Origin of the sequence: Pseudomonas syringae pv. tagetis, from assembly GCF_022557255.1 — a bacterium.
GTDB classification, from domain to species: domain Bacteria; phylum Pseudomonadota; class Gammaproteobacteria; order Pseudomonadales; family Pseudomonadaceae; genus Aquipseudomonas; species Aquipseudomonas caricapapayae.
The window spans coordinates 2,685,049-2,708,686 of sequence record NZ_CP092923.1 but is presented as its reverse complement, the minus strand read 5'-3'; the positions used below and the strand labels follow the sequence as shown (position 1 = coordinate 2,708,686).

Sequence of the window (23,638 nt, the reverse complement as noted above, 5' to 3'; positions counted from 1 at the left end):
TTCAGTTCGGCTTAGGGGGCCGGGTTGGGTTGCGCGGTGTGGATGGCCTCGATGCCGGTAATGACCTCATCGGACAGCGTGACGTCGATGCTCTCCAGATTGATCTTCAGTTGATCGAGTTTCGTCGCACCGATGATGTTGCTGGTCACGAACGGACGGCTGGTCACGTAGGCCAGCGCCATCTGCGAAGGGTCCAGGCCGTGTTCGCGGGCCAGTGCAACGTATTTGGCAGTGGCACTGACGGCCTGCGGGTTGTTGTAGCGCTGGAAACGTTCGAACAGGGTCAGGCGGCCATCAGCCGGACGTGCGCCGTCCAGATACTTGCCGGCCAGTACACCGAACGCCAGTGGCGAATAGGCCAGCAGGCCGATCTGTTCGCGAATGGCAATTTCCGCCAGACCGACTTCAAACGTACGGTTAAGCAGGTTGTAGGGGTTCTGGATCGAGACAGCACGCGGCAGTTCAAGGGTTTCGGCCAGGTGCAGAAAACGCTGGGTGCCCCATGGAGTCTCGTTGGACAGGCCGAAGTGGCGAATTTTGCCTTCCTTGACCATATCAGCCAGTACCGACAGGGTCTCCTGGATCTCTACCGCCTGGTCATCCGGGTCATGGGTATAGCCCAGCACGCCGAAGAAGTTGGTCTTGCGATCCGGCCAGTGCAACTGGTACAGGTCCAGATAATCGGTGTTCAGGCGCTTGAGGCTGGCGTCCAGCGCAGCGGTGATGTTCTTGCGGTCCAGGCGCGGGTTACCATCGCGAATGTGCTCCATGCGCCCCGGGCCTGCAACCTTGCTGGCCAGCACCCAGTCACTGCGGTCGCCGTACTTCTTGAAGTATTCGCCAATGATGCTTTCGGTCTTGGTGTAGGTCTCGCCACGCGGCGGCACCGGGTACATTTCTGCGGTATCGAGAAAGTTGACCTTGGCATCCTTGGCCATACGAATCTGTTCGAATGCTTCATCCTGGGTGTTCTGCTCGCCCCAAGTCATGGTGCCCAGACAGATCGCGCTGACCGACAGGTCGGTTTTGCCCAATTTACGAAATTGCATCGATGTCTCCGTTTGATTCAAAAAAATAACGGCGTGAAAAACAGGGCTCCCATAAAACGCCGACTGGGCACTCACTGCAACACTTTTTATCTAGCGATAACCTTGCGCCTGCAGATCGAACAGCGTGGCGTAGCGCCCTGCGGCAGCGATCAGGTTGTCATGGTCACCGCGTTCAAGTACCCGCCCATGCTCCAGCACGACAATATGCTCGGCATTGCGCACGCTGGAAAAACGGTGAGAAATCAGCAGTGTCATACGCCCCTTGGCGTACTCGCGAAAATGCTCGAACACGGCAGCTTCCGCCCCGGCATCCAGCGCGGCGGTCGGTTCGTCGAGGATCAGAATATCGGCGTCGCGGCGCATATAGGCACGTGACAGCGCGATTTTCTGCCACTGGCCGCCAGACAACTCCTGGCCACCCGCGAACCAGCGACCCAATTGTGTGGCATAGCCTTTGTCGAGCTGTTCGATGAACTGTGCCGCCATGCCTTGCGCAGCAGCTTCGCGCCAGCGGGTTTCGTCGTGGAAGGCGTGTGTATCGCCCACCCCGAGGTTTTCACCGACCAGAAACTGATAACGAATGAAGTCCTGAAAAATCACGCCGATACGTGAGCGCAAGGCATCTTCGTCCCATTCCTGCAGATCGCTGCCATCCAGCAGAATACGACCTTGATCAGGCTGATAAAGGCGCGTCAGCAACTTGATCAGAGTGGTCTTCCCCGAGCCGTTCTCGCCCACCAGCGCCACGCTGCGGCCCGGTGCCAGATGCAGATCGATGTTTTCCAGTGCCGGGTGGCTGGTGCCCGGATAAGTGAAGCTCACGTTCTCGACACGCAGACCATCGCCGGGCAGCGTGCCCTGAGTCAGACTGCCGGCAGACGGTGCGACTGGCTGGCCCAGGTAAATGTACAGATCGGCCAGGTACAGCCCGTCTTCATACAGACCACTGATTGCACTGAGGCTGCTGCTGACCGCAGCCTGCCCTTGCTTGAAAAGCACCAGGTACATGGTCATCTGTCCCAGGGTGATCCGCCCGTGCACTGCGTCCACCACCACCCAGGCGTACGCCAGATAAAACGCAGCCGTGCCCAGCAGCCCCAACAAAAAACCCCATCCGTCACGGCGCACCGTCAAACGACGGTCCTCGGCGTACAGACGCTCGAAGGTTTCGCGGTAACGCTGAAGCAGCAGAGGTGCGAAGCCGAACAGCTTGACCTCCTTGATATAGCCCTCGTGGGAAAGCAGCGTTTCGATGTAATTCTGTCGACGGGTTTCCGGGGCACGCCGGGTAAACAGGCGGAATGCGTCGCCGGAAAAGTGCGCTTCCGCAAAGAACACCGGCAGCGCACCCAACACCAGAATCAACAACGCCCAGGGCGAGAAATGCACCAGCAACACCGCGAAACTGATCAGCGAAATCAGGTTTTGCAACAGCCCCAGTGATTTGGTCACCAGGGCCAACGGCCGCGTCGAGGCCTCACGCCGGACCCGTACCAGCTTGTCGTAAAACTCCGAGTCCTCGAACTGCGACAGTGACAGGGTCTGGGCCTTCTCCAGAATCAGCGTATTGACCTTTTGCCCCAGCAGTACCCGCAGCAGCGCCTGCTGCACCGACAGCCCGCGTTGCGCCCCCGCCAGCAGCGCCAGTACGCCTGCCTCCAGCAGCACATAGCGCAACACTGGCCAAAGCGGAGCTTCGCCTGTGCTGGCATGCAATTGCATGGCGCTGACCACGGCATCGACAATCCGCTGACCCAGCCAGGCCGCCAGCGCGGGCAGCAAGCCTGCGACCAGTGTGGCAATGATCAAACCGACGGAAAGCGCTCGGGAAGTGGTCCAGACCAGGTGCATGGCCCGCAAGGCCTGTTGCATGAACGACGTGAAACGTTTGAAAACCGGCATATGCTAAAAACTCTTGAGACAGGTCGAACCCCCTTGTCGGACGGCCATCATACGACCACAGGTTCGTTAAAAAACAGGACGCTGATCATGAACGATGCTTACAACCTGCAACGCTTTGTCGATGCTCAGCAGCCGGTTTACCCGCAGGTGCTGATGGAACTTGAAGCCGGGCAAAAACGCAGCCACTGGATGTGGTTTGTGTTCCCGCAGGTCCGGGGATTGGGGCGCAGCGACATGGCACGGCACTACGCAATCACTGATCTCGACGAAGCTCGGGCTTACCTGCAACACCCCGTGCTGGGCCCGCGTATGGAGCGTTGTGCCAGCATCATCGCGACTCACACAGAACGCTCGGCGAGACAGATATTCGACTCGCCGGATGACATGAAACTGCATTCGAGTATGACCCTGTTTGCCATCGCCGCACCTGAACGGCAGGTGTTTCACAAGGTGCTGGATACGTTTTTCGGGGGCGAGCGGGACGCAATGACGGTGAAATTCCTGTCACGATGATTCAACTTCACTTGGGCGCACGCTGCACGCAACGCTCGCGCCGGTCGTCTACGCGTTCGGCGAACCAGGCAGTCGTGAGGTTACGGGTGATTTTCGGGCTTTTCAGCGTGATGCCGGGCAGGATCGCTCTTGGCAGAGGCTTTCCCGCCGCCTTGTCCGCCAATGCGAACACCTTGCTGTACAGATCGGTTTCTTCGAACTCCAGGGTATCGCCCTGCTTGAGCTGGTTCCATATCTGCGACTTGTTCATGCCCAATCGATCACCCAGCGTGCGCACGGCCAGCTCGGTGGAGCCTGGCGAAGTGGAGTCAAAGCGGATCAGATCGCCGTCAAGCGCCAGCTCAATGCCGGTAGCACGACTCACTGCGTTCTGAAAGGCTGCATTTCGGCTCGCGTACCAGCCGGCATTGAAGTCGGCAAAGCGGTACAGCGACTCGGTGTAGTGCACCGGATAACCCAGCAGATGAGCAATACCGAAATACATACCGCCACGGCGGGTAAAGACTTCGCGTCTGATCGAGCCATCGACCGTGTAGGGATAATCCTCGGCGTGCTTCTCGGCAAAGGCGATGCTGACCTGCATAGGCCCGCCGGTCTTGACCGGGTTGAAGTTGCCGAACAGTGTCTGACCCAACGGCACCATGCCGATGAAATCATCGAAGATCGCGCTCAGGTCTTTCTCGGTGCGAGCCGCATCCAGCCGCTTGCCATAGGTTTTGCCATCCGGTGAGCGCACGCGCAAGGCGGTGGCTATCAGCGCGCCGGGGATATGCAGGCGCGCAGCACGGCGATTGATTTCGGCGCGGGCAATCCGGCCCATGTCCGGCACCGCAGGGTCCACCTGAAAGGTAGACTCCTGTTCGGTCACGGCCAATACCGAACACAGGTTTTCGGTGGTCATGGGGATTTTCTGCGCGGCAAAGGCGGCATGTATATCCGTTGCCCAGGCCTGCCGATCCGAGACAGCGGCAGGCATCAGCCGCACGATCTGCGCGCGCGCCTGTTCCGGGCTCAGTTCGGGTTCCTGGACACTCTGGCTGCCACAGCCTGCCAGCACCAACAGCCCGATGCTCAGGACGAGCGATTTGCCTAGCCTTCGATTCAATCCATGACTCCTGCCGGATTCGCACTTCAAAGCGCCGTTAAAGCACCGTTCATTTCCAAAAGGCTTTAAAAAACCGACCAGTCGATCCTTGCGCTCAGTTTTTCCAGCGCAGCCATACCGACAAGGGAATTGCCTGCTGCGTTCAACTCCGGGGACCACACACAGACCGAAGCGCGCTCCGGCACAATCGCAACGATACCACCGCCCACGCCGCTCTTGCCCGGCAGGCCGACGCGATAGGCAAAGTTACCGGCCTCGTCGTAAAGACCGCTGGTGGCCATGATCGAGTTGACCTGAGTCGCCTGGCGTGCGGTAAGTACCTGCTCGCCACTGTGAGTACAGACCCCCTGATTGGCCAGAAAACCGAACGCTTTCGCCAGATCAATGCAGTTCATGCTCAGCGCACAGTGGTGGAAATAGCTGCGCAGCACGTCTTCTACATCGCCATGGAAGTTATCGAAAGATTTCATCAGATAGGCTGCCGCGGCATTGCGCGAACGGTGCTGGTATTCGGATTCGGCGACTTTGGAATCGGAGGTGATCGCCCGGTTGCCGCACAGGCGCCGGACGAAGTCACGCATAGACAGCGACGGAGCTGCAAAGCGCGCCTGATTGATGTCACAGATCACCAGCGCGCCGGCGTTGATGAACGGATTGCGCGGCCTGCCCCGTTCGAACTCCAGCTGCACCAGCGAGTTGAACGGCTGCCCGGAGGGCTCATGCCCCAGACGCTGCCAGATGTCTTCGCCGGAGTGGCCGATAGCCTGCACCAGGCTGAACACCTTGGAAATACTCTGTATCGAAAACAGTGTTTCGGCATCGCCGGCGCTGAACACCTGGCCGTCGTTGCCATACACTGCAATGCCCAGTTGATCAGGCCGGACCCCGCCCAGCGCGGGAATGTAGTCGGCCACTTTGCCCTGACCAAGCAAGGGTCTTACTTCATCAAGGATTTCGTTCAGCAGGTCTTGCATAGGTGCGCCCCTTGTTTTGGCTGCGCACACTACACCAACCTCAAGCGCGTCGCATCACTGTGTTGCAGACTCAGGTCCTGTAGTCGGTGCCGCTGCGCTCCAGCTCGCGGATCAGCGCATTCCAGTGCCGTGCGACGCCCGGACCATGGCCATCCTTGATGGCCTTGGCCTGCTCCTCCACTTTGGCAATGACCTCCTGTGGCGGAAACACCAGCTCGGCGTTGCCGGCAGACTGCGCCGCAATCTGAATATTGCAGGCGTACTCAAGGGCATGCAGTTGCTGGAACGCATGCTCTACACTAACCCCGCCGGTCAATAGTCCATGGTTGCGCAGGATCATCACGCTCTTGTCGCCCAGATCGGCGACCAGCCGTTCACGCTCACTGAGGTCCAGCGCAATGCCTTCGTAACCGTGATAGGCCACACGCCCGGAGAAGGCAATGGAGTGCTGGGAAATCGGTAACAGCCCGTCTTTTTGCGCTGACACGGCGATGCCGTCACGCGTGTGGGTATGCAACACCGCCTGCAGGTCGTGGCGCGCAGCATGAATGGCACTGTGAATCACGTACCCGGCGTAGTTGATACCCAGCCCGGTCGGGTCATCGACAATCGTGCCGTCAATGTCGACCTTGACCAGGTTGGACGCGGTGATTTCATCGAACAGCAGACCGAACGCGTTGATCAGAAAGTGCTCGTCCGGCCCCGGCACTCGCGCCGAGAAGTGCGTATAGATGTGGTCGGTCCAGCGCTTGAGCGCGGCCAGACGGTAGGCGGCCGCCAGTTTGACCCGGACCTCCCATTCCTCCGGCGAAACCCTGTCGCGCACACTGCCGGTACTCGACGGCGTCGTACCTGACTGGAGTGGCAAAGTGCTGACGTTGCTCATGGTATTGCTCCTGAATGACTGCGAACTGATCAGTAAGACTAGGCGCATAACAATTCAATTAAAAATCACATTTACTTATAAGCTAATTATAAAAATAAGGAATATTAGGAGCAGTCAGCGTCCTCGCCTCGCAGGGCAACAGGCGGTCTATCCATATTCATTAAGGTTATTTAAATAAATTTTTATATAGCGATATGCTCCAGCGCATCTCAAATGTCTTGTTGGAGCACTGCATGTCCGGATCCACAACCGTTCTGCGCCGTATCAGCCGTCTGACCGCGGCCCTAGGACTTGGCGCCGCGCTGTTGAGCGCCAGTCTGGTCGCACCGGCCACCGCGCAGGCTGAAGGTGAAATTCGCATCGCCGAGCAGTTCGGCATTGTCTACCTGCTGCTCAATGTGGTCCGCGATCAACAACTCATCGAGAAACACGGCAGGCAAGACGGTGTGGAGATCAAGGTGGACTGGACGCAGTTATCCGGTGGCTCGGCGGTCAACGATGCGCTGCTGTCAGGCTCCATCGATATCGCCGGTGCCGGAGTTGGCCCGTTGCTGACTATCTGGGACCGTACCAAGGGCAGGCAGAACGTCAAGGCGGTCGCATCGCTGGGTAACTTCCCGTATTACCTGGTGAGCAATAATCCCGACGTCAAAACCATCGCCGACTTTACCGAAAAGGATCGCATCGCGGTGCCAGCAGTCAGTGTTTCGGTGCAGTCACGCTACCTGCAGTTCGCCGCCGCCAGACTCTGGGGCGACAAGGAATATGCCCGGCTGGACAAATACACCCTGAGCCTGCCACATCCAGACGCTGCGGCCAGTCTGATCGCTGGCGGAACCGAGTTGACCGGGCATTTTTCCAACCCGCCCTATCAGGATCAGGAACTGAAAAACCCCAACGTGCATGTGGTGCTCAATACCTATGATCTGCTCGGGCCTAACTCGCCTACCGTGCTGTTTGCCACCGAGAAATTCCGCGAGGAAAACCCGAAAACCTACAAGGCGTTCATCGAAGCGCTGGCCGAGGCAGAAGCGTTCGTCAGCAAAGACATCGGTGCCGCAGCGGATACCTACCTGCGCGTCACAAAGGCGAAGATCGACCGTGCCGAACTGCTGAAGATCATTGATCAGCCAAAGTTCCAGTTCACCATTACCCCGAAAAACACCTACCCGCTGGCCGAGTTCCTGTATCGCGTCGGCGCGATCAAGAATAAGCCAGCGTCGTGGAAGGATTACTTCTTTCAGGATGCCACCCCGTTGCAGGGCAGTTGAGTTCTCGCACTGATCCTTATACGCAACAGTCGCTCACACGCTTTGTGCTCAGCGTTATACACAAGTCCGCTCTTGATTCTGGCAGAAGCCCGTCATTCAGACTTGTGTATCACGCGAAGCATGGGGACAACAATCAGCAACAAATCAAATTACCAGTTGTACGTCACCTTGCCGTAGTAAAACGCCCCGCTATACCCGTAAGGCGAAAACGTGCTGTAGGCCAGGTTGCCGCCGCTGGACGAAAAGTCGTTGAGCTTCTCGGGGTACTTGTCGGTGACGTTGTCGCCGCCCAGGGTAAAGACCCAGCTCTTGAGTTTATAGTCCACCGCCAGGTCCAGCAGCCAGGCTGCGCTGAAGGTCTGGTCGTTGACCTTGTCGGCCTGATAGCTGGTGAACTCGCCGTAACGAACCAGATTGGAATGCAGCGCCCAGTTACCAAACGTCAGATCATTGCCCAGCGTCAGTTTGTGCTGAGGTGTCGTGTCACCCAGCAATCCGATGCGTTCCCTGCGGTCTACCCGAACCAGGTTCACGCCCAACTGATCGAGAATTGCAGGGTTGGCTTTCACGTCGGTGACTTTAGTGTGGTTGTAGTTGTAACCCAGCGTGCTGTTCCAGCGCACCCCGTTATCGAACTGGTAGCGATAATTGGCCACCAGGTCGACGCCGTCGGTGCTGGTGTCGGTAGCATTGGTGAAATAACGCGCGCTGGTGTAGTTGATGTCACCCACACCATTGCTGCGCAGATAGTTGATAGCCGTGTTGTTGAGCACCAGGTTGGAAGACAGCGAGATACGGTCCTGAATGTCGATATGGTAGACGTCGGCAGTTACGGTCAGGCTGTCCAGCGGCTGGAGCACCAGGCCCAGGCTGTAGTTGCGGGACTTCTCCGGCTTCAGATCTTCAGCCCCCAACAGTTGTGCAACGTTACTGCCGGCCGGGAACGTGCCCGCCTCCTGGATCGTATTGCCAATCAGCTGCGACGACGTAAACGTAAAGTTCTGCTGGGCCAGTGAAGGTGCGCGGAAGCCCGTCGACACGCTGCCTCGCAAAGCGACCTGAGGAGTGAAGTCGTAACGCGCCGAAAAAGAACCACTGACATTGGAGCCGAAATCACTGTAGTCCTCGTGCCGAACGGCCGCCGATACACCGAGTTTCTCGGTCAGATTGGTCTCCACATCCAGATACTGGGCAACGTTGTGTCGCGAGTAGCTGCCAGCATCGGCGGCGCGGAAGCCGCCGAGTCCGGAACTGCCGGTCTGGAAATACGACTCCGCCTGCCCTGCTTCGATCTGATAGCCCTGACGCAGGTATTCGGCCCCAAACGCGACCGACACTGGATAAGGCAGCCACGCTGCGCTGAATTCCCGCGACAGGTCGAGGCTCAGTTGCTTCTGGTCGTTGGTCAGCGTGCCGTTATAGAACGAACGCGGTGTGTTCAGGCCCAGTGACGTATTGATGGTCCTGGTGCGCAGTTCATAGGTATTTTTCCCGTAGTTGGCGGACAGGTCGTAGTGCCAGTCATCCGCCAGCTCGCCGCGCAGTCCGGCAACCAGCGAAGTGTCTTCAAGCGTGCCATTGATCAGCGGCAGATAGCCGTTGGGATAAATCGCAGCGATGTTGTTGGACGCGTTGCTCGGTCGATAGAACGCAGCGGTTTCGCCACGACGTTTACTGTAACCACCGAAGCTGTAGAACTCCGCCGCATCATTGAAGCTGTATTCGGCGTTGTACTGCAGCTTGCCCTCATGGGTTTGCGGCTCGCCCTGGCGGAATACCTGCTGACCATAAGTAGTGGAGCCCACACTGGAAGCGCGAAGGTCATCGCCGGCGCGGTTGGTGTAGTCGTTGTTGGCACCTTCACCCGAGAGGTTGAAAGTACCGTTGTCGCCCAGCGCAAAACCGGTATTGCCGGATACCTGACGCTGAATCCCGTCGCCTTTCTTGTACTGGCCATATTGGCTGGAAATCGAGCCGCCATGGTCGGCGCTCTTGAGGATAATGTTGATCACCCCGGCAATCGCATCGGAGCCGTAACGCGCCGACGCACCGTCGCGCAGCACTTCAATATGGTCGATGGCCGACAGCGGGATGGCGTTCAGGTCGGCAGGTGCCGAGCCACGGCCTACCGCTCCACCCAGGTTGACGAAGGCTGACGTGTGGCGGCGCTTGCCGTTCACCAGCACCAGCACCTGATCCGGCGACAGGCCGCGCAGTTGCGCCGGACGCGTCAGCTCTGCACCGTCCACCAGGCTGGGCCGTGGAAAATTGATCGACGGGATCAAGCGCGCCAGCACCGTGCCCAACTCGCTGGAGCCGGAACTGCGCAGGCTGTCACCGGAAATCACATCAATAGGCGAGAGCGAGGCGCTGGCGGTGCGCTCTTGTGCCCGGGTGCCGGTAACGATCACCGTACCCAGGGTGGATGCGCCCTGATTGTTTTGTTCATCCGTGACTTCTGCAGCATAAGCGCTTGCACTGATCCCGGCGACGCTCAGCAAATTGGCTGAAAAAACCGCCGTGGCCACTACACTTCGTTTGAAATTCCCCATACCACTACCCCTTGAAAATCCTTGATCCAGAAACTGTGTTCTGGTTACAACGAGCGATCCGTGCGGTGGACGGTGGCGATCATTACGGTGTCTGATTGGTATTCCGGTAGCCCGATGCGTTATAGCTTAATGACATTGATATAAATATTTAAATACCAATAAAGAATAAGCATCTGCATTTGTGTCACGACTGAAAAAGACCTGAAACGCGGACAAAAAAAGGCCGCACCTGCCTGAGGATGCGGCCCAAAACTGATGAAACCTTGGGAGACAAACCCACTACCTGGCGGTGATCACCGACAGTTTGGTAATCCCGGCACGCTCGATGGAGGCCATTGCTCGTGCCACTTCGCCATAGTTCACGCCATTATCCGCCTGCAACTGCACACGCACGTCCGGTGATTTGTCTTTGGCAGCCTTGAGGTTGGTTTCCAACAGGTCAGGCTGAATTTTATCCTTGTTGATGAACAACTTGCCCTGCCCGTCGATACTTACCACCAATGGGTCTTTCTGCTCCACTGGCGCAACCGATTCGGTCTTGGGCAGGTTGATCGGGATCGAGTTGGTCAAAAGCGGCGCGGTGACGATGAACACCACCAGCAGTACCAGCATCACGTCCACCAGCGGCGTGACGTTGATCTCGCTCAGCACTTCATCGGTGTCTTGTGTGGAAAAAGCCATTTCAGGATGCCTCCTTCACTTTCTGCCCGGCTTGCCCTGCGTTAGCGCCAGACTTGAGGACCGGGTGCAGCAGTACGCGGAACGCACTCTTCTGCGCCAGGCTGTAGAAATCGTGGGCAAAATCGTCCAGATCGGCGGCGGTCAACTTCAGACGTCGCAGGAAGTAGTTGTAGACCAGCACCGCAGGCACTGCGACGGCGATGCCGACACCGGTTGCCACCAGCGCGGCACCGATCGGACCGGCCACGGTTTCCAGGCTTGCCGAACCGGCTGCACTGATGCCCTTGAGCGCGGACATGATGCCCCAGACCGTACCGAACAGGCCGATGAAAGGCGACGTGCTGCCAATGCTGGCGAGAATCGCCAGACCGGTCTCCAGCGAGCGACGCTCTCGAACGATCTGCTGACGCAAGGCACGCTCAAGGCGGTCCTGATGGTTGATGGACTGACTGAGGTCGTTGGCCTGCGCGCCGTCCGGCACCTGAATGGCGGCATACCCGGCCAGAGCAACGCGCGCCGCAGCGCCCGGTTGTTCCTGGGCCAGTTGTGCAGCGGAATCCAGGCTCGATGCCGCCCAGAACTGCTTGTGGAACTTGCGATCCTGGGACTTCAGGCGCGAAAACTGCACGCCCTTGAGCAGAGCAAGCCCCCAGGTGGCAACGGAAAAGATAACCAGCAGCCAGATGACCGCGTGTTCGATGGATTCAAAAGGCGAAGCAATCAGGTTCATGGCGCAGCTCTCTGTGAACAAAATCGAAACAAGGCATAGGGTTTGTCGCGATGCGCCTTTGGTTCAGGTAGCTCGCCAGGTCAATCGAATTTCGGGTTATGGGATCTTGAAACCTCATTTGATCTTGAAATCAATGGGCACGCTGACCCAGCCGTCCTGGGCGACATCCCCCAGCTTGGCGGGGACAAAACTCCAGCGTTTAACAGCGGCCAGTGCAGCGTCATCCAGTTGATCCCGGCCACTGCTCTTCTGTATCTGTATCTCGCCAGGCTTGCCGCTGGCCAATACATGGACGCGCAGCAGCACAGTCCCTTCCCAGCCGCGACGCATGGCCAGCGACGGGTATTCCGGGGCCGGGTTGCGCAGGTAGCCAGCGCTCGCAGAAGCCGGAGTTACCGGTTTGGGCGCTGGCGGCGCGGGAGCAGCAGGCGCAGCGACAGGTGGTGCAGGCACGGGCGGCGCTGGCTGCTCGATCGGTTTTGCCACTGGTTTGACGACCGGTTTGACCACAGGCTTGGGTGGCTGCGGCTTGGGTTTCGGAATCGGTTTGGGCGGTGGCGGCTTGACAGCCAGTTCATCCTCGACCGGAGGTGGCGGCTCTACCACCGGCTGCACGACAGGCTCAGGCGGTGGCGTCTCTACAACCGGCGGTGCAGGCTGGGAAAATTCGATGGTCATCGGCGGAATTTCCGGCGGCACCACCGGCAGCACTGGCGTCGGGTTCTGGCTCAACCAGTAGATGACCGTGCCGTGCAACGCCAGCGCCAGCGCACCCAGCAGGATGGCTTCGCGCCGTTTGAGGATGGGCTTGGGGATACTTTGCAACCGCGATAAGGCCAGGGGCGCACGGAAAGGACGCCCCAGATCGACCAGGTCGCCGCTTGGCGTCTGGCGCCAAGGCACATCATGTGCACTGGCTGCGGTCTGGACATTGCCCATTGATACACTCCTGCATTTTCATGATAAAAATCCAGGTTCTGTTGGTATCAGTCACCTTTCCAAAGTTGATATGGCAAGGGAATCATCGCTGAAAGAGGCTTGTTCCTGAAAAGAATATTTGGTTAGCTGGTTAGATCCTAAAAGCATATAAGGATCTGGTTTATTGCTTCCCGGGACTGGCACGGAATGCGGCCTGGCCTGGATGCCCCTGACGTGACCATGCTCCGAGCCCGATTCTGCAGGCTCAATGGCCGCTGTGATCTCCATGCCCGCTGTGGTCATCTCCGGTGAGTGACCTGGCTACCGCCGTGACCTGTACTGACTCCTTCCCGCCTGTGGCGTTTTCCACGGTCAGGGTCAGGGGCACCTGATCACCCTCTTTGACCTGTGCTGCAAGGCCCATGAACATCACGTGATAGCCGTTGGAATCGAACACCACCGGTTTGCCTGCCGGCAGGTCGACCGACTCGACGCGCTGCATGCTCATCACATCGCCTTTCATGCTCATCTGATGGATCTGCACGGTCTTGGCCACAGGCGAGGCGACGTCGACCAGCTTACCGTCAACGGTCGAGGTAATGCGCATGAATGCGCCAGTGGCAGGCTGGCCTGGCACGGTGGCACGGACCCAGGCATCATCGACACGCGTTTCGGCAAGGGCCTGAGCGCTCAGGCCCAACAGCGAAAGGGTCAGCAACAGCGGCTTTACCGCATTACGAATCAGAACGGTCATCAGCATACTTCCATCAAAGTGAGCAGATCTTCAGTGCATTGTTGGGCGGACAGCCTGTGCGACAACCCCAGGCGCAATACGCCTCGAGTGTCGTAGACGTAACTGGTGGCGGTGTGCGAGATTGTGTAGGTATCCCCCAGCGGGACCTTTTCAAAGAATACGCCGAACTCCCTGGCCGTTGCGGCCGTTTCTTCAAGCGTGCCGGACAGCGCAACAAAGGTCGGATCAAAGGCCTTCACATAAGCGTCGATCACCTCGGGCGTGTCACGCTCCGGGTCCAGGGTAATGAACACCACCTGGAGTGTCTTGCCCTCCTCACCCATCAGTTTTCTGATCTGTGCAGCCCGCGCCAGGGCCGTAGGGCAGATGGCAGGGCATTGAGTAAAGCCAAAGAAAATCATCGGCATCAAGCCGCGAAAGCTGGACAAGGTCTTGACGTTGCCTTGCGAATCCTTAAGCCGGAAGTTACGGCCGACAATCTCGTTGCTCATGTCCTTGCCATGCTTGAACGGCAACGCATTGGAATTGCCGCAGCCAGCCAGCAGGCCCAGGCTCAGCAACGAGAGGCCAGCGACCACCTCGCGGCGGGTCAGATGTTGCGTCATGTCTTGCGTCCCCTGGAGGATAAGGCGCGTGAGTTCAGACAAATTCAAAGGCGGCGAATTTACCACTCAAGGGCAGTCGGGAATACCGCCAATCCTGTATCAAACCATGAGCAGGCGCGCAAACGCCGCCCTCAAGGGCCGCAATAGGCCATGCGACAAAACCGCACAGCCTGCGGGGCCCCATTGAAGCCATCTCCCCTGACGCTCATGCCCCCGACCAAAATGCAATAAATGCAATAAATGCATTTAAAAATAGAATGTAATTCATTAATTTCATAATTAGCATATAGCCAAAAGGCCTTTCACAGCCTTTTTTCATAACCTTATATTCGCCAGCAGACCGACCCTTGCCGTGTGGAGGTACCCAGGACTTTCTCAGCACTACCAAGGAACGCTCTGTTATGACCCCACCCGTCCATACTCCTCGCCGTTGCCTGCGCAACCCGCTGATCAAGAGTATCGCGTTCGTCGGCATGGGCCTGATGACCCCGGCCCATGCCGCCGACGAAACGCCCGACGATGAGGCTCGCCTGGAAAAAGTCACGGTGATATCCACCGGGCTTCGCGGTACCCAGCGTACCGTCACCGACAGCCCGGCCCCGGTTGATATCGTGACCAGCGATCAGTTACTGAAAACCGGTCGCGCCGACCTGACCGAGGCCATCGCCAAACTGTTGCCGTCTTTCAACTATGGCACCAATGTGGCGGGCTATAACTCGACCATTCGCCCCCTGTCCAACCGCAGCCTGGCACCGGCCTACACGCTGGTGCTGGTCAATGGCAAACGCCGCCATAACAGCGCCCTGCCCGCCAATGGTTCAACCGACAGCAGCGGCGCGAACTCGGTGGACATCGACATGATCCCGATCAGCGCGGTTGAGCGCATCGAGGTGCTCAAGGACAGCGCCGCCGCGCAATATGGCTCGGACGCGATCGCCGGGGTAATCAACGTGATTCTGAAGGCCAGCGCCGAGGGCGGCCATCTGGGCGTAACCTACGGCAAGCTGTACAGCGGCGAAGGCGACGTCACCAAGTTCGAAGGTGACACCGGCTTCGAACTGGGTGACGGCGGCTTTCTGCACCTTTCGGCCGACGCCCGCAAACGTGGCGATGCCAGCTGGAACGAGAAAGCCAGCAACACTGCTTATTTCCCCGGCGACCCTCGTGAGGCGAGCTGGGATCGGGTCGGCGTCAAGAACGGTGACCCGCAGATCAAAGCGTTCAACCTGGCGTACAACGCCGAACTGCCTCTGAATGATCAGACCGCGCTGTATTCCTACGGCACCTACGGACAACGCGAGGCCGTCATCAACAACTACTTCCGCTACCCCAACAGCAACGCCAACATTCCCGAACTGTTTGCCGATGGCTATTACCCGCTGAACAATCTGGACGACACCGACTATCAGTACCTGATTGGCGGCAAGGGCGAGTCTCTGGGCTGGAACTGGGACCTGAGCACCACATACGGGCGTAACAACAACCATCAGTACAGCGATCTGACCCTCAACCCGTCGCTGGGACCGACGTCCCCGACTTCGTTCGATGATCTGGCGACCTACCGATTCGAACAGTGGGTCAACAATGTCGACGTCACCCGCGCGTTTGACGGACTGTTTGGCGTGCCGCTGCAAGTGTCTGTAGGGCTTGAGCATCGCTGGGAACGTTTCCGGACCTTTTCAGGCGATGCGCAGGCCTATCAGGTCGGCGGCTATCGCTTTCCGGCAACCCTGCCCAATGGCCAGGCCAACCCGCTGGCCGGGCAACTGGCGTCGATAGCCGCTCAGGCCGCAGCGGTCATCTCGCCGCAGGACGCCACCAGCCTGCAACGTAACAATTATGCAGCTTACGTCGATTTTGGCATCACTCCGATAGAACCCCTGTTCGTCGATCTGGCGTTGCGCGCCGAGCACTTCGACGATGACTCAGGCAACACGCTCAGCGCCAAGCTCAACTCGCGTTACGAATTCACTGACACCTTCGCTGTACGCGGCACCGTGGACACTGGCTTTCGTGCGCCCTCGCTGACCCAGATCGGCTACAGCATCTCGGACAACCGGGTCGGCGCCGCGCCGGACGGCACAATCGTGCCCGCCGTGACGCGCATCGCGCCGGTCAACTCGGCGCTTGCCCAGGCGCTTGGTGCGACCACGCTGGACCCGGAGAAATCACGTAATCTGGGCGTTGGCGTGACCTGGCAACCGGCACCGCGCACCAGCCTGACAGCCGACGCCTACTGGATCGAGATCGCCGATCGCATCGCCCGCACCGAAAGCCTGTACGGCCCCGCCCTGGCACCTGTTCTCACCGCACAAAGTGTGGAAACCAGCACCTGGACTTCGTATTACGCCAACGCCTTCGACACACGGACGCGCGGTCTGGATATCGTCCTCGATCACTCCAGCCAGTATGGTGCATGGGGCGATGTGCGCTGGAGCGCCGGGTTCAATTACAACAAGACTGTCATCACTGACGTCAAGGATGCACCCGCGGCTCTGCAAGGCCTGGGCAGCAACCCCGGCGGCAGCCTGACCTGGGTAGGCCGCGCCCGCGAAGGCGATCTGACCGACGCGCAACCGAAGACCAAGTGGGTGCTGGGTGGCAAATGGACGCTGGGCGATCTGGGCGTAAACCTGCAGACCACTCGTTACGGCAAGGTCAAGACCCTCCAGCAACTGGAAAGCGGTGATCGCAGCTTCGGAGCGAAGTGGATCACCGACCTGGATGTGTCCTACACCCTTTACGACAACATCACCCTCAGCCTTGGCGGCACCAACATCTTCGATGTGCGTCCGGACAAGCACGCAATCCCTTCAGCCGTCGGACTCAACCTGTATGGCAACTCACCGTTCTATCCAGGCGGAGGGTTCTGGTACAGCAAAATTGCCTATGATTTCTGACGCGTCGGTGTGGCCACCGCGAGGTCGTGAGCATTCTCCACGGCCATCGCGCTGAAATGCAGCGGGTTTACGCCGTAATAGCGGCGAAACACCTTGGCAAAGTGGCTGGCGCTGGAATAACCCACCGCCGCCGCCACTTCACTGACCGCTCCCTGTCGCCGCAACAGTTGCGCCGCCCGCTCGATGCGGACTTTCTGCAGATAGCTGTAGACGCCACTGTCGTAGCTCTGACGAAACCCCTGTTTGAGCTTTTTGGTGTTGAGCTCCACCGACTGGGCCAGCGATTCGATGGTCCAGTCCTGCTCCGGGTGTGCCTCCAGCAGTTTGCGCGCCCGCTCGACGCGCATCAGGTCACGGCCTCCCGCGTTAAGCCCGGTGAAATGCGCCAGGTCCTGCATATGAGCAGTCAATTGGCCAAGCATTTCGTAGGCCTTGCCACGCAGCAGCAGATCCCTGGCGACACCCTCAAGCTTGCAACCCAGCATCTCTTGGCCGATCCGCCTTACCACTTGCGGCGCCGGGAACTGTACGAGCCGTGCCGTGCGGTCCCTGGAGCGGGTGTTTTCCCACGGCCCCTGATAATCGAACAGTTGCCCGGCCAGATCGAGCATGCCCAGCCGGTGCGCGGCAAAGCTGATATTCACGCCGCGCCAGCAGGTACCACCGGGCACGAAACCCTCGCCCCTGACAGGTACCGTCGAATGGAACAGGCAGCAGTGATCTTCACGCCAGCTCAGCGGCGAGGTATCGGCGAAATAGCGCCAGCCGGAGCAGTTGGCGTGGTACGACACTGTCAGTGACGCCTCACAGAAGGCGTCCAGATGCCGGTCTTCGTCGACCTGCCAGTCAATGAGTCGGATATCGAGTTCGTCACCCACATCATCCGTCAGGACCTTGGGCAGCTCATAGTCAGCGCAATAATGATTGAGGCTCATCGGGATGCACTCGTTTGGGAATCAGACTCAAATGATAACACTTATCAACTAAAGTACCGATTGCGCGCATTTCGACCCTGATCGCACGCGCAATGAAGCGGTTAAGTCCAGAGAATGCGCTCATTCCCTCTCACCCGAGTCTATTCATGCAACGTTCTCTACTCAGCCTGGCAGTCATGCTTGCAGTTTCCCATCAGGCGCTGGCCGACGATGTCATGACCTTGCCGGAAATGCAGGTTACCGCTGGCAAGCGCGTGCAATCCCAGGACCAGACCGACCTGGCGCTTTCGGTGGCAGAGCAGGCGGATCTGGAGCGTGCCAATGTCTATAACAGCGGCGACCTCGAGAGAGTATTTCCGGAACTGCTGATTCGCAACACGGGTGCCGGTGTATTTCCCAGCCTGAGTCTGCGCGGCGTGTCCTCATCGGACCCCTACAATGCGCCCGTAGGCATTTATGTGGACGGAGTGCCGCAATACTTGGGCACCTTCAATCAGCAATTGCTCAACATTGAACACATCGAGCTGTTGAAAGGCCCGCAAGGCACGCTCTACGGCCGTAATGCCCATGCAGGGGCACTCAATATCCTCACCCGTCAACCGGACAACACGCCGACCGCGACGCTGCAAAGCCGCTTCAGCAATCTGCACCAACAAGTGTCGGCGACGGGTTCGACGCCGCTGGTGGACGACACGTTATTCATTCAAGGCACCGTGTATCACGACGACACCGACGGCGAGCTGACCCGCAGCGAGCACCATGGTGACAGCGACAACGGCGGCGGCAATGTCGGCCTGACCTTCAAACCCAATGAAGACTTCAGCCTCAAGCTGGCTTATGCCCGGGATCGCCTGACCTCCTACAACGAGCAATACCTGGCAGACGCCACGTATGAAAAACGCCGGGCGAGCGTACCGTTGATGGAGTCGATCTACGTGCGGCGCGTTGAAACCAGCAGTGCAACCCTGGACTGGAACCTCAGCGACGCACTGAAACTGACCTCTATCACTTCTCTACAGAACTATCGCCATGAGCGGGTGTACGGCGATCTGGGTTTTCAATGGCCCGAAAGCCAGCGCACCGTCAGCCAGGAACTGCGTCTTTCCACCCAGGGCAACGACCGTGCCTGGGATGCGGTGGGTGGTTTGTACTGGCAGAAAAGCCGCAGTCACTCGGAGCGCGAACCGGACCGCAGCGCCCCGCTGTTCGGGGTTTATGGCGTGGCCGACAGCCGCATCGAAAGCACCGAGAAAGCCGTGTTCGGCGAGTTTACCTGGCACCTGGCGCCGCGCTGGGACCTGACGCTGGGCGCGCGCCACAGCGTTGAGAAAGCCGAAACCGACTACACCCAGATCGACGCAGCCTTTACGCCAGGCTTTGTCTACAGTGGCAACGACACGTTTACCAGCACCACCCCCAAGATTGCCCTGGGCTTCCAGGCCACCCCGGACACGCGCTTGTACGCATCGGTCAGCAAGGGCTACAAAGCGGGTGGTTACAACCGCATCGGTGCCATCACACCTGATGCCGTGGCGTATTCGCCGGAGAAGTCGTTGAACACCGAAATAGGCGTCAAATCCAGCCTTCTGGACAAGCGCCTGTGGCTCAACGCCGCGCTGTATCGCATCGATATCGACGATGTACAGCAATTCATCGGCGCAGCGGGCACCGGCACCCAGTCGCTAAGCAACATCGGCAAGGCCCGCAGTGAAGGCGCCGAGTTGTCCATGGACTGGCACGCGGATGAAGCGACCCTGATTCGGCTGGCGGGAACCGTCAACCGCAACCGTATGCTCGATTCCGACCGTCAGGGCAACAGGCTGACGTACACGCCGGGACGGACCTTGCGCGCATCGGCCGAACGCAGCTTCTACTTTGACGGGCTGCTGGGCGAAGTGCGGCCCAGTGTCGGGATCAGTTACACCGGCAAACACTATTTCGACGTCGACAACGAGGTATCGCAGAGGGGCTACAGCCTGGTGGATGCTCGACTGGCGTGGCTGCCCAAGCCTGATCTGGAGCTTGCCCTGTATGGCAACAACCTCGGCGACAAGGACTACCGCACCTATTCCTACCTGTCCGGCGGCGCGCAGTTCAGTCAGCCAGGGCAAGGCCGGGAACTGGGCTTGAGTACAAAAATCACTTTTTGACCCGAACCCCCTGGCCAGGCTCGCGCGCGATTGCACATGAGCCGGGTTCGAGAAAACCACCGGCTCCATTCATCGGCAACAACGCCGGTCGCCCACTGGGCGTCCGTCAGCCGCTGCATGGCGATATGACAGGTACGGACACCCAAGGAGTGCCGAATGACCCGCGATCATGATGCTGTCGACCCGAGCACAACCCGGCCACTCAGCCACACCGGACTGCTAAAGCTGGCTCCGGGGATGTTTGCCCTGGCAATCAGTTGTGCTGTGGTTTCCACGCTGCTGAGCCTTGTGCCGCTGTGGTGCGTCTACAAGATCGCGCAGGTTTTGCTGAGCCCCGTGCCTGATACACATGCCGCGTTGGTCTGGGGCCTTTGGGCATTGGCGGCGGTGCTGCTGCGCTGGCTGCTTATGACCCTCAGTCATGTTACCGCGCACCTGGCAGCGTTCGCGCTGCTGCGTCGGCTGCGCAGCCGGATTGCACGTCATCTGGGTGAGGTGCCGCTGAGTTTTTTCAGCCAGCACAGCAGCACCGACCTGCGCCGTACATTGAATGACGATGTCGCTTCGCTTGAAGGGTTCTTTGCGCACTCGCTGCCTGATTCGATCTCAGCCGCAGTCATGCCGCCACTGACACTGCTTGTCCTGTTCATCGTTGACTGGCGGCTGGCGCTCGCCTGTGTCGCCCCGCTGCCGCTGGCGTTTCTTGCGCAGATGCTGATGGTGAAAGGCTCGGCTGCGCGTATGGCGCAATGGCAAAGTCTGCAACAACGTATTTCACAAAGTTTCAGCGAGTACCTGCAAGGCATTCAGGTGGTCAAAAGCTTCGGCCTGACCAGCCTGCGCTTTGGCTCTCTGAGCAGCGATATACGTGGCGCAGCAGAGTGGGTAGCCGGCTTTGCCCGCAAGAGTTCACTGTTCTGGGTGGTGTTCTCGGGACTGCTGAGCGCCAGCCTGATGGTCGTAGCGCCGTTGGGGGCGTGGTTGCTGCTGGATGGCGACATCACGCTGGACACTCTGCTGCTGTTCCTATTGCTTGCACCCGCTGCCCTTTTGCCCCTGCTGCGCCTGACGTACATGCTCGGCGATCAGGTACAGCGCAACGCGGCGCTGGCAAGGATCAACAATGTGCTGCTCACCTCGCCACTGAGCGACAACGCCGGGGTGCAGATTCCCGACACACCGCTGGACCTGCGGCTGGAAAACGTCTGCCATGCCTACGGCGAAAGGCAGGCTCTGGATCAGGTCAGTTTCAGCGCTCAGGCGGGCCAGTTGACCGCGCTGGTCGGCCCCAGCGGTTCCGGTAAAAGCACCGTGGCGCAATTGGTCAGTCGCTTGTTCGACGCCGACAGCGGCAGCATTACGCTGGGCGGCACCGAGCTGCGCGACTGGCCATTGCAGGCGCTGCTCGATCGGGTCGCGACGGTGTTCCAGCGCGTTCATCTGTTTGACGGGTCCGTGCTCGACAATCTGCGTCTGGCAAACCCTGACGCCGATCTGGCAAGTGTCGAGGCCGCAGCACGTGCGGCGTGCGCCCATGACTTTATCGAGCGCCTCCCGCAGGGCTACCACACGCCCATTGGCGAAGGCGGCGCGCAGTTGTCAGGGGGTGAGCGTCAGCGCCTGTCGATTGCCAGAGCCCTGCTGAAGAACGCACCGGTGCTGATTCTCGATGAAGCCACGGCCTACGCAGACAGCGAAAACGAGGTACTGATCCAGCAGGCACTGGCCAATCTGTGCCGCGGCCGAACCGTCCTGATGATTGCCCATCGCCTGCACACCGTCATCACCGCCCACCGCATCGTGGTCCTCGATCAGGGGCAAGTACTCGGCATCGGTCGCCATGAGCAATTGCTCGAAAGCTGCGAGCTGTATCAGCAACTCTGGAAGGACCACACCCGCATTCGCCAATGGCAACTGAGCAGTGGAGAACCCGCATGATTTACAGTCTGATGCGCGCGGGCGAACGCCTGGCAGGGCAACGCGATCCACGCCTGAATCAAGGGCTGCGCCTGGCGGTCGTTGAGGGCCTGTTGAGCGCCGCTCCTTATCTGCTGTTGTACTGGCTGCTGGCAAGCCTGTTCGAGGGTAGGCTTCAGGGTTGGGACGTAATCTGGCTGACACTGGGCATGCTTGCCTGTCTGGCAGCACGAATCGCGGTTGGAGCCCTCGGCACACCGCTGATATTTACCGGTGCATACGCGATGATGGCCAATGCCCGTCTGCGTCTGGTCGACCATTTGCAGAAACTGCCGCTCGGCTGGTTCGCGACGGCCAACAGCGGCGAAATCAGCGCGCAGGTCACCAGTGATCTGGCCATGGTCGAACACCTGTGGTCGCACTTCCTCGGGGTGTTCGCCCTGTCGCTGGCGGAACTGACGTTTATTCTGATTCTGCTGTTCTGGCTGGAACCCTTCCTTGCCTGCGCGGTGCTGGCCATGTTGCCGCTGGCCGCGCTGACGATCTATGTGGCGATACGTAAAACGCTGCTCCACGCCGACCAACTGCTGGCCACCAGCAACCGCACTCAGTCAGCGTTGCTGGAATACATTCAGGGCATTGCGGTGATTCGCAGCTTCGGCCGTTTCGGCAGCGCTTTGCAGCGTCTGAATAAAGTCCTGGACGAGCAACACCAGGCCATGGTCAGCATCGAACTGAAACCGGCTGTGTGGGTCGGCCTGTTCGGCCTGGTCATCGAAGCCGGCTTCATCCTCATGGTGTTGCTGGGATGCAACCTGCTGCTCGACAGGCAGATAAGCATCCAGCACCTGATTATCTTCACCGTGCTGGCCTGGCCGCTATATCGCAAGAGCATCGACCTGGGTTTCTCCGTTCTGCTGCTGCGCTTTGGCCATCGTGCGCTGATGCGCACCGAACGATTGCTGGATCAGAAACCGATGCCAGAACCCATTCAGCCGCGCAAGCCCGCACACTTCGATATCGAACTCAGAGAAGTGCATTTCAGCTACGCCGAAGAGCAAGCGCCGGTTATCGATGGCCTTTCGTGCCGCCTTGCCGCCGGGACCCTGACTGCGCTGGTCGGCCCCAGCGGCGCGGGAAAAAGTACCCTGGCGCATCTGGTCGCCCGCCTGTGGGACATCGACAGCGGTGAGTTACGCATTGGCGGCATCGAGGCACGGGACATCGGCAGCGATTACCTGCAAAAGCAGATATCGATGGTCTTTCAGGACGTCACGCTGTTCTCCGGCACGGTGCTCGACAACCTGCTGGTCGGCAGACCCGACGCAACCGAGCAAGAGGTCATCCACGCTGCACGCCAGGCCCATGCCCACACATTCATCGAGGCGCTTCCCGAGGGCTATGCCACGCGCATTGGCGAGGGCGGCGGCTGGCTATCGGGCGGTGAACGGCAACGCCTTTCAATCGCTAGGGCGCTGCTCAAGAACAGCCCGATCCTGCTGCTCGACGAAGCCACCTCAAGCGTCGATCCGTCTTCGGAAGCCGCTATTCAACGTGGCTTGGACGCGCTGGTACGCGATCGTACAGTGCTGGTCATCGCCCATCGTCTGCACAACATCCAGCACGCCGACCAGATTCTGGTCATGGATCGCGGACGCATTATGGAACAGGGCCGCCACGATGAGCTATTGGCGCGGCAAGGGCTCTACGCCCGCCTGTGGAACCGCCAGAGCCAGGCAAGGAACTGGCACTTGCACACTTGAACCCCCTGCGCCGCGCCACCTTGAGCGCGGCAC

General features: G+C 59.3%; 18 protein-coding genes. 6 read left to right on the top strand and 12 right to left on the bottom strand.

Annotated features, from left to right (window positions below; genetic code table 11):
* Window positions 1-11: 11 nt before the first annotated feature.
* Together MME58_RS12115 and MME58_RS12110 are read right to left on the bottom strand one after the other, a co-directional pair.
* The gene (locus tag MME58_RS12115) at window positions 12-1,049 is read right to left on the bottom strand and encodes an NADP(H)-dependent aldo-keto reductase (protein WP_054985055.1); all 1,038 of its coding nucleotides are present in this window, start codon (window positions 1,047-1,049) and stop codon (window positions 12-14) included.
* 90 nt (window positions 1,050-1,139) lie between these two features.
* Entirely contained in the window at window positions 1,140-2,951 is a 1,812-nt protein-coding gene (locus MME58_RS12110; protein ID WP_055005546.1) for an ABC transporter ATP-binding protein, read from the bottom strand.
* Between the two features lie 87 nt (window positions 2,952-3,038).
* On the opposite strand from MME58_RS12110, the gene MME58_RS12105 reads away from it, so the two are divergent.
* Window positions 3,039-3,464 carry a DUF1810 domain-containing protein gene (locus MME58_RS12105; RefSeq protein ID WP_055005547.1) on the top strand — a complete coding sequence of 142 codons (426 nt, stop codon included), beginning with the start codon at window positions 3,039-3,041 and terminating at the stop codon, window positions 3,462-3,464.
* A 7-nt stretch (window positions 3,465-3,471) separates the two neighbouring features.
* Here MME58_RS12105 and MME58_RS12100 read toward each other — a convergent pair whose 3' ends face one another.
* The 3 genes from MME58_RS12100 to MME58_RS12090 all read right to left on the bottom strand — a co-directional run bounded on the left by MME58_RS12100 (window position 3,472) and on the right by MME58_RS12090 (window position 6,429).
* Complete coding sequence (locus tag MME58_RS12100; protein WP_055005548.1) at window positions 3,472-4,569, bottom strand: DUF1615 domain-containing protein; 1,098 nt, start codon at window positions 4,567-4,569, stop codon at window positions 3,472-3,474.
* Between the two features lie 65 nt (window positions 4,570-4,634).
* Window positions 4,635-5,543 carry a glutaminase B gene (gene glsB, locus MME58_RS12095; protein ID WP_055005549.1) on the bottom strand — a complete coding sequence of 303 codons (909 nt, stop codon included), beginning with the start codon at window positions 5,541-5,543 and terminating at the stop codon, window positions 4,635-4,637.
* Between the two features lie 70 nt (window positions 5,544-5,613).
* Window positions 5,614-6,429, bottom strand: coding sequence for a class II aldolase/adducin family protein (locus tag MME58_RS12090; RefSeq protein WP_054985050.1), 816 nt, complete (start codon window positions 6,427-6,429; stop codon window positions 5,614-5,616).
* A 233-nt stretch (window positions 6,430-6,662) separates the two neighbouring features.
* On the opposite strand from MME58_RS12090, the gene MME58_RS12085 reads away from it, so the two are divergent.
* Entirely contained in the window at window positions 6,663-7,700 is a 1,038-nt protein-coding gene (locus MME58_RS12085; protein WP_055005550.1) for an ABC transporter substrate-binding protein, read from the top strand.
* Window positions 7,701-7,849: 149 nt separating this feature from the next.
* Here MME58_RS12085 and MME58_RS12080 read toward each other — a convergent pair whose 3' ends face one another.
* The 6 genes from MME58_RS12080 to MME58_RS12055 form a co-directional block, all read right to left on the bottom strand.
* Complete coding sequence (locus tag MME58_RS12080; protein WP_055005551.1) at window positions 7,850-10,252, bottom strand: TonB-dependent receptor plug domain-containing protein; 2,403 nt, start codon at window positions 10,250-10,252, stop codon at window positions 7,850-7,852.
* A gap of 279 nt (window positions 10,253-10,531) precedes the next feature.
* The gene (locus MME58_RS12075) at window positions 10,532-10,933 is read right to left on the bottom strand and encodes an ExbD/TolR family protein (RefSeq protein WP_055005552.1); all 402 of its coding nucleotides are present in this window, start codon (window positions 10,931-10,933) and stop codon (window positions 10,532-10,534) included.
* A gap of 1 nt (window position 10,934) precedes the next feature.
* Entirely contained in the window at window positions 10,935-11,663 is a 729-nt protein-coding gene (locus MME58_RS12070) for a MotA/TolQ/ExbB proton channel family protein (RefSeq protein WP_054985046.1), read from the bottom strand.
* Window positions 11,664-11,777: 114 nt separating this feature from the next.
* The gene (locus tag MME58_RS12065) at window positions 11,778-12,602 is read right to left on the bottom strand and encodes an energy transducer TonB (RefSeq protein ID WP_055005553.1); all 825 of its coding nucleotides are present in this window, start codon (window positions 12,600-12,602) and stop codon (window positions 11,778-11,780) included.
* Window positions 12,603-12,846: 244 nt separating this feature from the next.
* Window positions 12,847-13,341 (bottom strand): copper chaperone PCu(A)C, encoded by a 495-nt coding sequence (locus MME58_RS12060; RefSeq protein ID WP_122239244.1) that lies wholly within the window; start codon window positions 13,339-13,341, stop codon window positions 12,847-12,849.
* Window positions 13,335-13,940: an SCO family protein gene (locus MME58_RS12055; RefSeq protein WP_054985043.1), complete on the bottom strand. Its 606-nt coding sequence runs from the start codon at window positions 13,938-13,940 to the stop codon at window positions 13,335-13,337. Before MME58_RS12055 ends, MME58_RS12060 begins: the two co-directional genes overlap by 7 nt.
* Before the next feature lie 401 nt (window positions 13,941-14,341).
* Here MME58_RS12055 and MME58_RS12050 point away from each other — a divergent pair, with 401 nt between their 5' ends.
* Window positions 14,342-16,840: a TonB-dependent receptor plug domain-containing protein gene (locus tag MME58_RS12050; RefSeq protein ID WP_055005991.1), complete on the top strand. Its 2,499-nt coding sequence runs from the start codon at window positions 14,342-14,344 to the stop codon at window positions 16,838-16,840.
* On the opposite strand, the gene MME58_RS12045 is transcribed toward MME58_RS12050, so the two are convergent.
* Window positions 16,828-17,775 carry a helix-turn-helix transcriptional regulator gene (locus MME58_RS12045; protein ID WP_054985041.1) on the bottom strand — a complete coding sequence of 316 codons (948 nt, stop codon included), beginning with the start codon at window positions 17,773-17,775 and terminating at the stop codon, window positions 16,828-16,830. The two genes, MME58_RS12050 and MME58_RS12045, sit on opposite strands and share 13 nt — an antisense overlap.
* A 146-nt stretch (window positions 17,776-17,921) precedes the next feature.
* Between MME58_RS12045 and MME58_RS12040 the strand changes: the two genes are divergently transcribed.
* The 3 genes from MME58_RS12040 (at window position 17,922) to MME58_RS12030 (ending at window position 23,605) form a co-directional block, all read left to right on the top strand.
* A complete protein-coding gene (locus MME58_RS12040) occupies window positions 17,922-19,925 on the top strand; it encodes a TonB-dependent receptor (protein ID WP_055005990.1) in 2,004 nt (667 codons plus the stop codon).
* Window positions 19,926-20,081: 156 nt separating this feature from the next.
* Entirely contained in the window at window positions 20,082-21,863 is a 1,782-nt protein-coding gene (locus tag MME58_RS12035) for an ABC transporter ATP-binding protein (RefSeq protein WP_054985039.1), read from the top strand.
* Window positions 21,860-23,605 carry an ABC transporter ATP-binding protein gene (locus tag MME58_RS12030; protein WP_054985038.1) on the top strand — a complete coding sequence of 582 codons (1,746 nt, stop codon included), beginning with the start codon at window positions 21,860-21,862 and terminating at the stop codon, window positions 23,603-23,605. The genes MME58_RS12035 and MME58_RS12030 overlap by 4 nt, the downstream gene beginning before the upstream one ends.
* Window positions 23,606-23,638: the final 33 nt, after the last annotated feature.

Excerpts from the sequence above, each read along its gene's own strand:
- MME58_RS12115 (WP_054985055.1), bottom strand. The coding sequence starts at position 1,049 with ATGCAATTTCGTAAATTGGGCAAAACCGACCTGTCGGTCAGCGCGATC.
- MME58_RS12065 (WP_055005553.1), bottom strand. The coding sequence starts at position 12,602 with ATGGGCAATGTCCAGACCGCAGCCAGTGCACATGATGTGCCTTGGCGC.
- MME58_RS12090 (WP_054985050.1), bottom strand. The coding sequence starts at position 6,429 with ATGAGCAACGTCAGCACTTTGCCACTCCAGTCAGGTACGACGCCGTCG.
- MME58_RS12050 (WP_055005991.1), top strand. The coding sequence starts at position 14,342 with ATGACCCCACCCGTCCATACTCCTCGCCGTTGCCTGCGCAACCCGCTG.
- glsB (WP_055005549.1), bottom strand. The coding sequence starts at position 5,543 with ATGCAAGACCTGCTGAACGAAATCCTTGATGAAGTAAGACCCTTGCTT.
- MME58_RS12105 (WP_055005547.1), top strand. The coding sequence starts at position 3,039 with ATGAACGATGCTTACAACCTGCAACGCTTTGTCGATGCTCAGCAGCCG.
- MME58_RS12045 (WP_054985041.1), bottom strand. The coding sequence starts at position 17,775 with ATGAGCCTCAATCATTATTGCGCTGACTATGAGCTGCCCAAGGTCCTG.
- MME58_RS12070 (WP_054985046.1), bottom strand. The coding sequence starts at position 11,663 with ATGAACCTGATTGCTTCGCCTTTTGAATCCATCGAACACGCGGTCATC.
- MME58_RS12080 (WP_055005551.1), bottom strand. The coding sequence starts at position 10,252 with ATGGGGAATTTCAAACGAAGTGTAGTGGCCACGGCGGTTTTTTCAGCC.
- MME58_RS12055 (WP_054985043.1), bottom strand. The coding sequence starts at position 13,940 with ATGACGCAACATCTGACCCGCCGCGAGGTGGTCGCTGGCCTCTCGTTG.
- MME58_RS12085 (WP_055005550.1), top strand. The coding sequence starts at position 6,663 with ATGTCCGGATCCACAACCGTTCTGCGCCGTATCAGCCGTCTGACCGCG.
- MME58_RS12075 (WP_055005552.1), bottom strand. The coding sequence starts at position 10,933 with ATGGCTTTTTCCACACAAGACACCGATGAAGTGCTGAGCGAGATCAAC.
- MME58_RS12110 (WP_055005546.1), bottom strand. The coding sequence starts at position 2,951 with ATGCCGGTTTTCAAACGTTTCACGTCGTTCATGCAACAGGCCTTGCGG.
- MME58_RS12030 (WP_054985038.1), top strand. The coding sequence starts at position 21,860 with ATGATTTACAGTCTGATGCGCGCGGGCGAACGCCTGGCAGGGCAACGC.
- MME58_RS12035 (WP_054985039.1), top strand. The coding sequence starts at position 20,082 with ATGACCCGCGATCATGATGCTGTCGACCCGAGCACAACCCGGCCACTC.
- MME58_RS12040 (WP_055005990.1), top strand. The coding sequence starts at position 17,922 with ATGCAACGTTCTCTACTCAGCCTGGCAGTCATGCTTGCAGTTTCCCAT.
- MME58_RS12060 (WP_122239244.1), bottom strand. The coding sequence starts at position 13,341 with ATGCTGATGACCGTTCTGATTCGTAATGCGGTAAAGCCGCTGTTGCTG.